The organism is Kocuria gwangalliensis (genome assembly GCF_039544365.1).
GTDB classification, from domain to species: domain Bacteria; phylum Actinomycetota; class Actinomycetes; order Actinomycetales; family Micrococcaceae; genus Kocuria; species Kocuria gwangalliensis.
In genome coordinates this window covers 136,956-150,739 of sequence record NZ_BAABLN010000035.1, presented here as the reverse complement: position 1 = coordinate 150,739, position 13,784 = coordinate 136,956, and the positions used below count along the sequence as shown (strand labels likewise).

11 protein-coding genes and 3 tRNA genes are annotated in these 13,784 nt (G+C 60.9%); 7 read left to right on the top strand and 7 right to left on the bottom strand.

The features are described from left to right. The first annotated feature begins 540 nt into the window (after positions 1–540). Complete coding sequence (locus ABEA06_RS13330) at positions 541–1,158, top strand: hypothetical protein (RefSeq protein WP_345311808.1); 618 nt, start codon at positions 541–543, stop codon at positions 1,156–1,158. A 158-nt stretch (positions 1,159–1,316) separates the two neighbouring features. Here ABEA06_RS13330 and ABEA06_RS13325 read toward each other — a convergent pair whose 3' ends face one another. After that, positions 1,317–2,708 (bottom strand): D-arabinono-1,4-lactone oxidase, encoded by a 1,392-nt coding sequence (locus ABEA06_RS13325; protein WP_345311807.1) that lies wholly within the window; start codon positions 2,706–2,708, stop codon positions 1,317–1,319. A 222-nt stretch (positions 2,709–2,930) separates the two neighbouring features. Here ABEA06_RS13325 and ABEA06_RS13320 point away from each other — a divergent pair, with 222 nt between their 5' ends. From ABEA06_RS13320 to ABEA06_RS13305, 4 genes are all read left to right on the top strand, one after another. Beyond that, positions 2,931–3,878 carry a universal stress protein gene (locus tag ABEA06_RS13320; RefSeq protein ID WP_303382520.1) on the top strand — a complete coding sequence of 316 codons (948 nt, stop codon included), beginning with the start codon at positions 2,931–2,933 and terminating at the stop codon, positions 3,876–3,878. 91 nt (positions 3,879–3,969) lie between these two features. After that, positions 3,970–4,042: transfer RNA gene (locus tag ABEA06_RS13315), tRNA-Glu, on the top strand. A 90-nt stretch (positions 4,043–4,132) separates the two neighbouring features. Then, positions 4,133–4,206: transfer RNA gene (locus ABEA06_RS13310), tRNA-Asp, on the top strand. 62 nt (positions 4,207–4,268) lie between these two features. Next, positions 4,269–4,341, top strand: a tRNA-Phe gene (locus tag ABEA06_RS13305). 78 nt (positions 4,342–4,419) lie between these two features. On the opposite strand, the gene ABEA06_RS13300 is transcribed toward ABEA06_RS13305, so the two are convergent. Then, complete coding sequence (locus tag ABEA06_RS13300) at positions 4,420–5,568, bottom strand: tyrosine-type recombinase/integrase (RefSeq protein ID WP_345311806.1); 1,149 nt, start codon at positions 5,566–5,568, stop codon at positions 4,420–4,422. Next, on the bottom strand, positions 5,568–6,218 hold the full coding sequence (locus tag ABEA06_RS13295; protein WP_345311805.1) for a hypothetical protein: 651 nt from the start codon (positions 6,216–6,218) through the stop codon (positions 5,568–5,570). Before ABEA06_RS13295 ends, ABEA06_RS13300 begins: the two co-directional genes overlap by 1 nt. A gap of 121 nt (positions 6,219–6,339) precedes the next feature. On the opposite strand from ABEA06_RS13295, the gene ABEA06_RS13290 reads away from it, so the two are divergent. Further along, positions 6,340–8,403 (top strand): hypothetical protein, encoded by a 2,064-nt coding sequence (locus ABEA06_RS13290; protein ID WP_345311804.1) that lies wholly within the window; start codon positions 6,340–6,342, stop codon positions 8,401–8,403. A 255-nt stretch (positions 8,404–8,658) separates the two neighbouring features. Here ABEA06_RS13290 and ABEA06_RS14600 read toward each other — a convergent pair whose 3' ends face one another. Continuing rightward, entirely contained in the window at positions 8,659–8,946 is a 288-nt protein-coding gene (locus ABEA06_RS14600) for a GNAT family N-acetyltransferase (RefSeq protein WP_425559536.1), read from the bottom strand. A gap of 32 nt (positions 8,947–8,978) precedes the next feature. After that, a protein-coding gene (locus ABEA06_RS13285) for an IS3 family transposase (protein ID WP_345311803.1) occupies positions 8,979–10,363 on the bottom strand; the annotation gives its coding sequence in 2 pieces (ribosomal slippage) (positions 8,979–10,045 and positions 10,045–10,363; 1,386 coding nt in all). Between the two features lie 685 nt (positions 10,364–11,048). Between ABEA06_RS13285 and ABEA06_RS13280 the strand changes: the two genes are divergently transcribed. Next, a complete protein-coding gene (locus tag ABEA06_RS13280; protein WP_345311802.1) occupies positions 11,049–11,636 on the top strand; it encodes a hypothetical protein in 588 nt (195 codons plus the stop codon). A 71-nt stretch (positions 11,637–11,707) separates the two neighbouring features. On the opposite strand, the gene ABEA06_RS13275 is transcribed toward ABEA06_RS13280, so the two are convergent. Next, complete coding sequence (locus tag ABEA06_RS13275; RefSeq protein ID WP_345311801.1) at positions 11,708–13,015, bottom strand: nucleotide-binding domain-containing protein; 1,308 nt, start codon at positions 13,013–13,015, stop codon at positions 11,708–11,710. A 2-nt stretch (positions 13,016–13,017) separates the two neighbouring features. Continuing rightward, entirely contained in the window at positions 13,018–13,614 is a 597-nt protein-coding gene (locus ABEA06_RS13270) for an SLATT domain-containing protein (RefSeq protein ID WP_345311800.1), read from the bottom strand. Positions 13,615–13,784 lie beyond the last annotated feature (170 nt).

Below are 13,784 nucleotides of genomic sequence, written 5' to 3'. Positions count from 1 at the left end.
CCTAAAAGCCGGTTCGCAGGGTCGTAGTGTCGATCAGCTTGCAGCGCGGTTCGGGGCACTGGTTTTAGCGTCGACCAGAGTGCGCGGTCACGTGAACTGCACATCGGGCAAACGCTGTTTCTCGTCGCCTGCGTGCTTCGTAGCCTGTGCAGCATGAAGAAACTCGGTGAACCCTTGGCGCTGGGGCCGCGCCCGCTCATTAGGTCCACCGCAGAGCTGGGAAGTCGAGCTCGGGATCTTGAGAGACGCCCGGGCACGCACAAGTTGCTTCGAGGCGCATGGGTTTGTTCCAATGCTCCGCCGACGCCGGTCCAGAAGTCCCTGCTGTTGCACGAGCATTACTCGAAATACGGCGTGGGTCTGAGTATCACCGGTCTTCACGCGCTGCAGTTGTTCACGCTGCCGGTTGGATACACCAAACGGTGGGTCAATGAATTCCTGGGCGATCCACCGCCAATGCGCGCACGAGATGTGAGTAGGGCTTTCGAAGTCCCACATCTTGCGTGGTCCGAATCCCGTCCCACAGTGCGTGAGCGGGGAATGCGATTGACCAAGTCATCTGCCCTGAACACCTACGCGGGTCCTTGGGGCACGCGCCTGGTGCACCCCGTCGAAGCTCTGGTTGCCGCGGCGCCCTATCTGTCGCAATGGCGGCTGACTGCCTGTCTTGATGCCCTGATGTCGGGGGCTTTGCAGATTCCGGAGTTCACAGCGCAACCGGCATTGACAATGAGTGACATTGCCGCGGCCTTGACACACTTTCCGGTTCGGAACCCGTCGGTTATGGCCGTAAAACGTGCACTGCGTGGCGCGGCAGAACCAGTGTGGTCACCGATGGAAACGTTGGTGCGACGAATGGTTGTTACCCAAGGATTTCCAGAACCCGCATTGAACCACCCCGTGATGATCGACGGACAGCTTACCTACCCGGACCTTTCCTGGCCCGAGTTGCGATTGGGCATCGAATACAACGGAGAAATCCATCTCTTGGATCGCCGTACGTACGGCACCGAAATGAATCGCATCCGTACGTTTCAAGACCACGGGTGGGATCTCAATGTTCTGGTCTTTGATGACCTCGAAAACCCCGCTCTCCGCTGGAAATGGCTGCAGTGGGTGGCCGAAAGGCTCAACCGTGGATCCCAGCGCGCAAGCTGATCAACGATAGAACCACGACTCCCACGCCCCTCGTCATCTGATGAACGGTAGAGCCAGGAAATCCAACTTCTAGGGTCTTACCGTCGACCAATTTGCAGGTGGGTGGAACTAACGGTCGTGCCGTCGATCAGAATGCGGCTGGTCGCCGGAATGTTCCACTACAGGCCCAGCAGCAATCTCGTGTGGTCGTTGAGGAGTAAGCCGTGGGGGTCCAGCTCGGAGCGGACTGCCAAGAAATCATCCCAGTTCGAGTACATGGGCTTGAGGGTCTCGGCGGTTTGAGTGTGAATGACTCCCCAGTGCGGGCGGCCACCGTGGTTCAGGAAAATGTGCTCGGCGGCCCGGAAGAACTCTTCGTAGGGGCGTTTGCCGTACTGGCGCAGGCTGATCCACCCGGTGTAACGGCCCGCGGAGGGGGAGAGGTACCCCTGTTCCGGAGGTGAACAGCGCACCAGGACGGGGAAGGACAGGGTGTAACCCTCCCGGTCCACCAGATCTTTCAGCTCGCTGAACGCCGCAGCAGTGTTTTCCAGGGGCAAGGCGTACTCGGTGGACACGAAACGTACTGCGCGCGGGGCGGTGAACACCCGGTAGGACACGTCGGTGTAGCGCCGGGAGCTTTTGGACATGGACTCCAACGTGTTCAGACCGGGCACGGTTTTGGGTGCCATGGAAGCCAAGCGGCCCAGGCCGGAGGTCAGGGAGGTGCGCAGAACGGCGTCGTCCGCTCGGCGGAGGGCCCGCGAGAGCGGTGAGGCCGGGCGCGTATAGGTGTCCGGGAGACGGTGCAGTCGGCTGAGAATGCGGGTGTGCACGGTGGAGCGGCCGGGCATCCAGAAGAATTCGAAGTGATCGGCGCCGGACATCCGCTCGGCCAATGAATCCACCAGGCGGTCGAGAGGCTCGCGGAACTCGGCGCAGTGCAGCCGGAAGGCGCTGACGCACTGGATGGTGACGGACACGATCACGCCCAGGACGCCCAGGTGCACGCGCGCGGCGCGCAGCATCTCTGGATGGGAGGACTCGGAGCACGTGATCAGCTCGCCGCTCGGGGTGGCCAGCGTGATCTCCGTGATCTGCTCCGAGAGGGAGGGTTGCCCCAAGCCGGTGCCGTGAGTGCCCGTGGCGATGGCGCCGGCAATGGTCTGGCCCGTGAAGTCCGGCATGTTGGCCAGGGCAAGTCCGTGGTCCTCCAGGATCTGGCAGATCTGCTGAATCGTGGTGCCGCCGAACACCGTGACCTGCTGTTTCTCCGTGTCGATGGAGCTGAGCCCGCTGAGTGCGGTGGCATCCAGAAGCACGTCAGAGGTGGGGACCAGGGGAGAGAAGCTCTGCCCGGAACCGGCCGGACGAACCCGAAGACCCTGTGCGGCGGCGTCGCGCAGGACCTGTTCGACCTGGTCCGTGTTCTCGGGACGCACGATCACCGCCGGTTTCACGGTGAGGTTACCGCCCCACGAACGCCACGTATCCTTGCCGGCCTTGCCGGCCTTGGCGGTCATGGACGACGACTCTGCGGGTTCGCCCGGTGTTGCAGACTGCTCGTTCACGGTTTGTATCCTCCCTCAGAACCTTTCCCTGAGACCGGGGTTCGGGTTCCTACCCGTGACGCCGATCCAGGTGCTTTCCTTAGGACCATCCTCCGGACCCGCTCCATCTTCTCACCACGGGCTGAAAGCCAGCTCTTGTCCTCCACGAACACCAAAATCCCGGGCATCCGGGCGGCCCGAGGACTACGCTTAAGTGACGTATCGGCGAAAGGAAGGCACGCCATGACCTTGAACGGCCGAGAAATTATCGTGGGTGTGGACGGTACGGATCAGAGCTTGGGAGCCCTGCGCTGGGCCGCCCGTGAGGCGAAGCGCCGTGGCGCGCCACTTCACCTGGTGAGCGCCTACTCGGTGCCGATCTATGCCGGTTCCACGTTCGACGTCGGGTACGCCGCGTTCGACCAGGCCGCCCTGGAAGACGCCGTCAAAGAGCTCGTCCGCGAGGCCGCCCTGCATGTGCAGAACCTCAACGTGGAGATACGGTCCACGGTCGAAACCGGGGACCCCTCCGGTGTGCTCCTGGAACTGAGCAAGTCCGCTCAACTGTTGGTCCTGGGTTCCCGCGGCCGCGGTGGTCTGCTCGGGCGCTTGCTGGGTTCCGTGTCCACCGCGGTGCCCGCCCACGCGCATTGTCCCGTGGGCATCATTCCGTTGCCGTGGGCGCGTGAACACCAGCTCGAGCGGGACATCAACGAGACCAAGGCCTTCGTCGACGGCGTTTCGGTGGGTTCGGACGGATCCGAACATTCCAGCGTGGCCATGCTGCGCGCCGCGGACGAGGCGCAGCTGTTGGGCGTTCCGCTCAACGTGGTGTGCGCGGTGCCGCCCATGGCGGGCGCGGCGTCCTGGATGCCCACCCCCGTGGACTTCGCGAATATCTACCAGGAAATCGCGGACGCCCTCAACGCTTCCGTTCGCTGGTTGCGCGGGCACTTCCCGGATCTGGAGATCACCGCCGAGCTGTTGGACGGCTCACCGATCGACGTTCTGGTGGAGCAGTCCAAGCGCAACCGCCTGGTGGTCATGGGTACTCGCGGTCGCGGCGGATTCGCCGGGATGCTGCTGGGTTCCACTTCCCAGGGTGTGATCCATAACAGCGCGGGACCGCTCATGATCATCCAAGGTTTCCAGGACGATCGTCTGGCCGATCGACCCGAGGCCACCCTGTGATAGTCGGGTTTGTGCAACCGGGGTGTTTACCTCTAAGCTACTGAAGGTCCATCGTCCACTAATGCGCAAGCGGCAGTCGGGCGACGTTCTGGCCCCCATCGTCTAGCGGCCTAGGACACCGCCCTTTCACGGCGGCGGCACGGGTTCGAATCCCGTTGGGGGTACGTTTTTTCGCGGGAAAATCTGATGCAGTGAACGATTTGCTAAGGCAGTCCGTTCTACTGGTAAGATATCCACTCGTTGGAAACAACTAAGGCCCTGTAGCGCAGTTGGTTAGCGCGCCGCCCTGTCACGGCGGAGGTCGCGGGTTCAAGTCCCGTCAGGGTCGCTCAGGCGGCGATGAAAAGGCAACTTTTCGCGCCGTCGCGGCATATCCCAGGTGATGTGCCTGGCTCTGTAGCTCAGTTGGTAGAGCGTACGACTGAAAATCGTAAGGTCACCGGATCGATGCCGGTCGGAGCCACTGAACCCTCGCGTGGCTTCTACACGCGGGGGTTCTTCTATTTTTAACAGTCGGACACCCCGCATAAACCCCGCACTTTCAAATCAGCCCGGCCAGCTGCTCCTCCATAAGGGCACCGGCCCGAGTATCGCCCTTGAGGGTATTCATGTACACGTCCTGAGTCATAGACGGGTTCGCATGACCCAGGAACGCCGCGATCTCGGTTGCAGACATCCCGGCCCGGTCAAGTATCGTCGCCGCGGTCTTACGTAACGTATGAGTCGCCAACTGCGGGTAACCCAGGGCGCCACGGATATCCCGGAGCTCTCGCTGGGTATTGGAGGGATCCCGCAGTCGCATGAGCGGCGTAGGGAACAGCAGGGTTGTGTTCCGCTTCAGGCGTTCATGGCGACGACGGAGCATCTCCACCGTGGGATCCGGTAGCGGCGTAATGCGCCAGGCGGCATCGGTTTTCGGCACAGGCTGGCGGATGATGCCCCGCCCTTTCACCCGGACGTTGGTGGCTTCGACTTCGACAGTGCCTGTGCGGAGGTCAACCGGGGCCAGGTCAAGGGCGCACGTCTCGCCGATCCGCCAGCCCGAGGCGACCATGTAGTCGAGCAGCTCGACCGTATCCTGCTCGATGAGGGGAGGGGTCGCCATTAGCTTGGCCATCAGGTCGGGGAGGTCCTGGGGCTCGATGGCGGAGGACCCCTTCTTCCCTTTGGGCTGCGTGATCCTCTCGACGTCGCGGACCGGGTTCGTAGGCGCTGCGCCATTGCTCACCGCCAGCGCCATCATGCCGCTCAGGGTTGAGCGGCAGTTCTTCGCAGCGCCGTGCCCGGACTCCTTGTGCACTGTGTTGAGGAACTTCTGGAGCCGATCGGGCTTCGCCTCGGCAACAGTAAGGTCCCCGAGGCGCGGGATGATGTGCGCCGTCACCGCGTAGCCGTATGTCTCAAGGGTGCCCTCTGAGCGCTCGATGTCGCGCTTGTGCGCGAGGAACCGCTGTCCGAGCACACGAAGCGTCGTCGTCGGCTTCAGTTCACCTCCCCGGCTGCCCTCGATTGTCAGCAGGGCCTTTTTCAGGGCTGCCTCGGCCTTGACGCGGCTGGGTTCGAAGCGTTCGACCTGGCGGGCTTTGCCGTTGGCATACCGGTACCGTGTGCGGGCCCTCCACTTGCCGGGTTCGATCTCTGCGGTGTTGATCTTCCCGTAGGTGCCGATGCTCAGCCGGGGACGGCCCATCACCGCTCCTCGATGGCGGTGCGGATCTCGTCCACGAGCAGGCGCGTGACTCGGCCCCGCGCCTGGGGCGAGCTATCGGGACCGGCTCGGCGCGCCGATTCGTCCTCAAGCCCCCGCCCCCAAAGCTCGCTGGCCCAGTGCCGGAGTTCTGCGGGGTCGATTTCCAGCTTCTTTGCCGCACGCTGCTCGGCAAGGCTTGGTGGGTAGGCATCGTCTTCGTCCCAGTCCGGCTCGGGCGGCTCATGGTAGTCGTTGATCATCCGATCGACCATGCTGGAGTGCTCTTCGGGCGTCAGGCGCGCGCCACCTCGGTGGGCGAGGTGTCTCTCGAGCTCCTCATCGACTACATGCCGGCGCGGCCGATCGTCAGCGGACCATAAATGTTCGTGGTCCGCCTGCGGAGCGAACGGCCCTTCATAAAATGGAGCCGCATCCTCCTCGGTCATCTCAACTTTTCCTCCCCTAAGGGCGCGCTCTGCCAGCGATCTGCGGACGGGGAGTTCCGGGCGGCCCGAGAACGGGCGGTCGAACACCTCCGCCTTCCCGAGCAGGTCCACGAGCGTGAGCGATCGCCCGCTGAGATCACCGAGAACGAGGGCGAGGGTCAGCAACGTCGGTAGCGTCGGTGATGCCTTGCCGGACTGCAGCACCCTAACTGACTCAAGTAAGGTCAGTACTGACCACCAGTTCTGGGAAAATGCACGAACAGCTTGCCCGGATTTGATCTCGGCGCAGGAAGTGGCGTCTAAATGCTAAAGGGGACGATCAAGGATGCTTCAAGTTCCATTCAATGACCTCGCTCAATCGTTGAAAAAATCCGGTCTGCCGGGCACCAGCAGCAGTGCATTTGGCGTCCCAGAGAATGCAGATTTCTTCGTTGACCCAGTACTTGTAGTCAAGGAAAAGCTAAGCGATCTCTCGTCGGAAGTGATTCTCGTTTCCGCTCGTGGCGCAGCCGGAAAGAGTCGAACTGCCTTGGAACTTGCAGCGCGATCCGGGGCACCGCTTTGGCGACTCGAAGCAGACGACGCAGTCGGCCGCGCAGCGCTTCCTCTGAAACTAAATACCTATTTATCGTCGGTCGATGCATTTTCAGATATTGCTCAGCTGCCGGAACGACCAGCACTATTTATCGACTCTCTAGACGAGGCTCGCTCACGCGTCTCGTCTCAGTCTTGGGAGGAGTTCTTGGATTCTATCTCTGAAGCTGCTAGCCGAGGTCTTCAGGTTGTTCTCTTTGGGCGGGATCGAACTCTTGAGGACGTATGGTTGAAACTTGAAGATGCAGGTCGTTCTATCGCCTGGCTTGAGGTCTCTCATTTTCCGAACGAGGCGCAACGAACCTATATCGACAGCCGCACTCGAGAGAACAAAAAGAACGTCACCATAGACACAGATGATCCGTACTACCAGGAGGCAAGAGAAGAGCTGCTGACTGTCTTATCCAGGGCGTTGGACGCTGAATCAGCCGAGACGTTTGTAGGCTACCCTCCCGTGCTTGATGCGGTCGCCACGGTTCTCGTCTATGACCAAAATCATTTCAAGCTTGCTCAAGAATTTTCTTCACAGATGTCTGGCTCTCGTCCCATGGAGGTATTAAGAAGAATCCTAGCCGACCTCCTGATAAGGGAACAAGGGAAGCTGAAGCCACTCGCGGAGGATCTGGGTCTCGATCCGACGGCGGTCTACAGTGCTGACGAGCAAATTCAGTGGCTTTGGCATGACCTCATCAATAGTGATGCACCCAATTTAGAGTACATATCCGATGCAGCCAAGAGGCATGATTACCAGCGAGGACTTCAGCGTTTTCTGGATGATCATCCATTCCGGGCGGAAAAGTACTGGGCAAGCACGGTCTTCGAGGCGTACGCTACTGCTGAACGCATAGGTAAAAATTTGTCCCCAGGTACACTTTACGATGTCGGCACACACTCAGGTTTACTTTTTGACTTCACGGCAACGGCTCAAGCCGGTTCGGAGACAGTTCTCGATGAGTGGCAATTTGCTGCATTACACGCTTCAATTCTAGCTGGCGAATCCCCGGGGAGTGCGGCGACGGTTTCTGCAGTAAAGACTGAGGATGAGATTTTCAATGGAAGCATGGAGGTCACTCGTACTAACGGGACTTTGCATCTCGAGTTTGCTCTCGTCCCGGACGATCCAGATTCTCTCGTCTTGGTGGGCCCTCTCGAGTCGCTTACTATTTCCACGCCAGGTGCGATAACTATCCCCCCTCTTGATAAAGGTAGGCTCATCGGACCCGATTTATTCCTTCGGTGCGACTCAATAAAGATTGAAGGCACCGATGTGCAGTTTGCCAGGACGCCCTCCAGTGCCGCCGCAGATGGGATGGATATTCATATTGAAGTCACTGGTTCCAACATAAGCCTAGCCCCCTCAATTTCCGTTGCTCCCACATCGGATAGCTTTGAACTCGCTGTGAGCGAATCGGTGCAAGTTGCGTATCCTTGGTTCGATTACCGAACCCGGTTGGAAACCGATGATGCAATCGACTTGAGGTCGAAGACAATTCGATTTCTCAGCAAGCTCCAGAATTTAGCACGTACCCATGGTCACTCTGATGGGCGCGCAACATTTTTCATGAAGCTCCAAGGGAGGCAGCCGTTGAAGGCCGCGCAGCTTCGCGAGGTATTGAGTGTGCTCAAGTCCAAGGGTGCCATCCGATTCCAAAACGACCTCATATTCCTTACCTCCGAAGCAGACCAACACCGTTTCAGCGGCAAAGCCCTCCCGGGCCAGAGAACAATCCTTCAAGAATGGGACTACTGGGGACCAATCGTGGAGGAAATAGAAAAGGTGCTTGAACCTGCCTGAGCTTGGCGTGCTCCGCACTGCGGCGATGTCTCAAGAACTCATTGAGGTTACGTGCAGAAACGAGACCGACTTTTGAGACTGATGCCTCCGCAGGAACGCGGGGGCATCATCTCGTCTCATTGAGGTGATGTCTGTGAGACAGCGCCTGTCGGCGAGGATGTCGAACCCCGCCTTGCTGTTGAGATGCAGCGAAGATTTCTTGAATACGCACCTATGTCACACGCGAAAACGCGGTGCTCATGCCGTGACGGGGTTCTAGGCCGTGTTCTGCGAACCTGGATTGGGAATTGGCTCAGTGGGATCGTGTCGTGGCAACTCCATCTCCAAAGCGTGCCACGGCCGACCGTCTACTTCTGCGCTACGCACTCGGCCGGTCTCCCGGAACCCTAAGCTCTCGTACACGTACCGCGCTGAGGTGTTGTGAGCGTAAACGCCCAACGTCATGACAGGTAAGTCCGTGGCCTCGAAGCCAGCTCGCGCAGCTGTCCTGATCAGCTCCCGTCCCAGACCGCGCCCACGTGCTGCCGGATCGGAATTTTTCAAGTCAAGCGGTACCAAGGTGAGTTAGGCAGCGGTTAGGCCGCTTCGGTTTCGGGGTTCTCCTTTGGTTGGTTGATCCATGCCGGCCCGGGAAGGGCCAGGATCTTCGGGTCGGTGGTGGTGCTGAAACGGTGGGGATGCCTGGCGCGGGCCGCGGCCAGGGTCTGCGAACGCTTCAAGGCAACCGAGTCGGCGAAGCCGTAATGCACGTTCGCCGGGGTATGGACCCCAATCCCGGAGTGCCGGTGGTCGTGGTTGTACCAAACCACGAAACCGCTGATGAACGCCCGGGCATCGCCCAGGGAAGCGAAGCGCTCGGGGAACGTGGGTCCGTACTTCAGCGTCTTGAAAATCGACTCCGAGTACGGATTATCGTTGCTCACCCGCGGCCTGGAATGGGACCGGGTGACCTCCAGGTACGATAGCAGAGCGGCCACGGTCTTGGACGTCATCGAGGTGCCGCGGTCGGCGTGCACGAGGTTCGGGACGCCGTGGATGCCGAAGATCTCCTTCATCATCTCCACCGCCAGCACCCCGGATTCGCTGGCGTGCACGTGGGCGCCGACGATGAACCTCGAGTGGATGTCCACCATCAGGTAGCAGTCGAAGTACTTGCCCTTCACCGGACCAGCCAATTTGGTGATGTCCCAGCTGAGCACCTGACCTGGCGCGGTGGCAACCAGCTCCGGGATGGCCCGGGCCGGATGCGTGGCCAGCCGGCGGCGCTCAGCCACCTGCTCGTTCTCCTGCAACACCCGGTAGAACGTGGAGACAGACCCGAGGTAGATGCCCTCGTCCAGCAGCTTCGCGTAGACCTGCAACGGCGCAAGATCCACGAATTCCGGACAGTTCAGCGCCGCGAGGATCTCGGCCCGCTCCGCGTCACTGAGCTTGTTCGGCGGTGCCACCGGCTCGTGGTCCACCGGGGCGGCGGGCTTGCGGTAGATCGTGGTGCGCGAAAGCCCGGTTAGGGCCGCGGCCTGCCGCGTCGGAACGGTGGCATCCACCAGCTGGCGATAGGCGCTGGTCATTTCTTCCTGGACTTCGGTTCGTCCGGCGATTCCTTGATGGCGTTCTCGAAGAACGCCGAGAGTTTTTCCATGATTCCCAAGGCTGCCTCGGTCGTGCTCAACCGGCTCTCGCTCACCTCCAGCTGGCGGCGCAGACGCGCGATCTCAGCCTGCTCACGGGTGGGCTTCCCGACCGTTTCCCCGGCCTTCTTGCCCTGAAGGGCGCCGGCGTCTCGTAGTTTGCGCCACTCGGCGATCTGGGAGGAATACAAGCCCTCACCGCGCAGGAACGCGCCGCCTTCCTGGCGGGTGCAGGCGTCCTCGTACTGGGTCAGGAATTCGAGTTTTCGCGCGGGGGAGAAAGACCTTCGAGGGGTCGGTCCACCGGCACGCGGTCCGGAACTACTCATGGGTCCATCTTGGCCCACATCGGCCAAAACTAGATTCGACATACTGGCTGGTTTCCTGGTTCTCGCCCCACGCGATCAAGCTGACTTGCTATGTCACCGTGGTACCGCTCAACCCTGACACGTAGGGGATCGAGAAGAATGAACCCAAGCCGCATTGTGCGCGTTTGATTGTCAATGAGCAACGAGGCATGGCCAACGGGTTTCCCGGAAGCCGGATGCAGCCCGGTCCAATACTGGCGCTGACCATTTTGGAGATAGCGCTCCAGCTGATGGCGGGTCAGTGGCCAGCTGAAGGTGGGGCCAGACCAGAGCACCATGGCTGTCTCGGAGGGCACCCATTTCAGAATGAGCTCCAGATCAGCGGGGGTGGTTGCGCGCAAGTGCATGCCCTCAGGGTAAAGATTTCCCGTTGAGTTCCAGCGTTGTTACTGGCAGAACGCGAGGACGCACTGCACGTGCACGCGTGCGGTGTTCACGCCGATGAACAGGCGCTCGCGACCTCTCGGGTTGGCTATCCGACGCCCGGCCTGCGGGAGCTCGACCCATGATCAAGGAGGGCTAATGTTCAGAAACTGATTTTCGCAGTTTTTGTGATATGTTCTTCGAGTTGGGAACCTCTCGACCGAGACCCGTCGAACTCACCGGCGACTCGCCTCACCCCCTCATCAGAGGAAAAGGACGCATCATGAATCTTGTCATCGAATCGCACGCACCAGACGCCTCGAGCACCGAGCTGTCGGTCACGCGCGCCGCAGCCATTCTCGACGTTAGCGCCCCCGTGCTCCGCAAGGGCCTCAACGGCGGCACGATCCCAGATCTCAGCATGGGAACGATCGCCGACCTGGCTGGGCGTCACATCCTCACGAAGGTGGAGATGGACGGCAACGCGGTCCCCGTTCTCCGTGCCGGACTCGCCCGCCAGCACCCCGACGAAGAACGCCGCTTCTCCGGATGGATGATTGACCAGCCGATCGCCGACACAACGGTTGCCCTGGATCGTTGGTGGACCGCGCCTGGACGTGACCTGATCATTGCGGCAGGCGGTTTCGTCGTCGCCATGGGATCGGTAGTCTGCGCGGTGCTCGGCGACATCGATGAGTCTCGCCTCGTCGAGCGCGGAGACCGGATTAACTACAACGCCACGCTTGCGGGGGTCCTACGCAGCGACAGCCAGGTCGAAATCACCGGGGCGAACCCGTGGGCGGGCCTCGCACGGCGCGTTATCGGATCCCGAGTCCTCGGCGGCGGTGGAGGAAACTTCACCCGCGTCTGAGCGAACCCCCTTAAGTGACGAGACCCCCGCATGTCGCCGGGGGTCTCGTCACATTCTGGCGAGGGCAATTCCTACGAGACGCTCGCTGACCTGACGCTGGTGTTGCTGACTGGGACGTTGACGCGGTCGCGGGCAACGACAATCCCGTGCTTGACGACATAGCAGTCGACGACGTGGTCTCCCTTGAAGTCGGAGCGCTCCACCAGCATGTTCGGGGTGCTCGAATCGAGGATCTGTCCGCGGACCATGTCCCGACGCTCGGCCTCCGGGCCGCGGTTGAGCACCTTCCACTTCAGTGTGTACGGGCGCTGAACCGTGCAAGCGGTGACCATGAACTTCAGGCTCTTATCCGCTTTCAGTAACGCTCCGGTGCGCAGCATCTCCCGCAGCTTTGTCGGTCGCCAGCCGTCCTGCGTGACCTCGCAGTCGATGGTGACCGACTCGGCGATGTCGACCGGGTACTGGTCCTCGATGAACTGCTCGGTGTCCTTAAACGCCTGGGACGCCTTGCTAGCAGCAAGGGGCACGGACGTCCCGAAGACCTCTCGCCACTTCTTGTTGGCAGCAGCCTTGCCCTCGTTCTCGATTGCCTCGAGGCATCGGTTGTAGGCCTTCGTGGCCTTGGACTGGAACCGCGCCTTCACTTTCACCCGCTGGTTGCTGCCCAGCGCCAGGTAGTAGTCCTGGTCTGGTTCGTTCTTGAGGTACTCGAAGAAGTCGCGAGCCATGAAGTCGATCGAGCCGGTCCCTGCCGCGTCGTAGGCATCGGTCTTGGAGAAGAATCTGTGTACCAGGGTGTCGATGAGCAGGCCGCCCATGATCACGCCGTTCGCGTTCCTCCACGCGCGAGCCATTCTCGCCAGATGCCGCATGTTCGTCGAGGTGCGATTGTTGCATTCCCTGGTCGCGCTGATCTCCTCGCGCGGCTTGGTGAGCTTCCAACCCTCCGCGACGGTGTCCGGGTAGTCGAAGCTGCCGTCAGAGTTTTCAAAGGCGGGCTGGACCTCGAACTTGAACGCGCTGTTGGTGAACCGCACTCGCACGACGCACTGATCGACGCCGACCTCGGTGCTCGGGTACCGCGACGCCAGGTCGTCCCGGACTCGGTTGAGCACCCTCCGTGGGCCCGTGTCCCCATCGTAGTTTGAGCGCATTTCAGGCGGGAGGATGAAGATAATGTCCAGGTCCGAAATTCCCTTGATGGCGGTGTGCCGGCCGTAGGAGCCTACCATCAGCCTGTAGTCGGTGCAGCTGTCCTTGGACCGAAAGTCTTTGTTCAGCGCCTTCGTGATCTCGTCTCTGCGCGAGGCGACCGTGGTGCTGCTGTCTCCGACCTTCAGGTTCTGGAGCAGGCCGTCGAAGATATCTGAGGTTTCCATACTTACGCCTTTCTCTTGTTGAGCCGGAGCGCCTCGGGCAGGAAGAGATCGATCTCGTGAGACGCGAACGTCATCTCCTCGTTGTCCTTGAGCCCCTTGCGGGCCTTGGCGAGGGCCTTGTCGGTGGTTCTGGGTGCATCCGCGTAAGTGGCACGCGCGGCTCCCTGGAGTTCATCGCGACGAGCACGGGCCCCGGAATCGGACGTCGCGCCGGACATCAGGTCGGAGATCAGCGACAGGTAGGACTCGCGGACGTCCCAGAGCTGTGAGGCGATGTCGCGATGCGCTTCGGATTCCTCACCCAACTTGAAGGTCTTCGTTCCGAGGCTCGTCATCGTGACCAGAAGGGCGATGAATGACGTCGCGAGGCTGGCCAGCTCAGGGCGCGCCAGCACTCCCAGTACCGATACCAAGAAGGTTCCTGAGCTGATCGCGGTGAGGACGACCAGCAAGCCCTGCTGCCGCCTGTACCGTCGGAAGCACATGTCGGCCTGCTTCTCGTGGACCTTGTGACTGTAGACCACCCGTCCGAACGACTCGCGCACCTGAGCGAGAAGGTATGGATCGCGGTCGGGTTCGACAGTGGGCTGGCTCGTCATGTTGCTCCGTTCTGCGACACCAAAAAGGTCCGCTTCGATGGGTTCCTTCTCGGCCTCGGGTGCCCCGGGAGAGGAACGGCGACCCGTGATCATTGAGTATTCATCAAGTATTACTGGTGCCTATGACATGCTCAGCGGACTGAGTGAGGTAGCCAGTAACCGGGCGACAT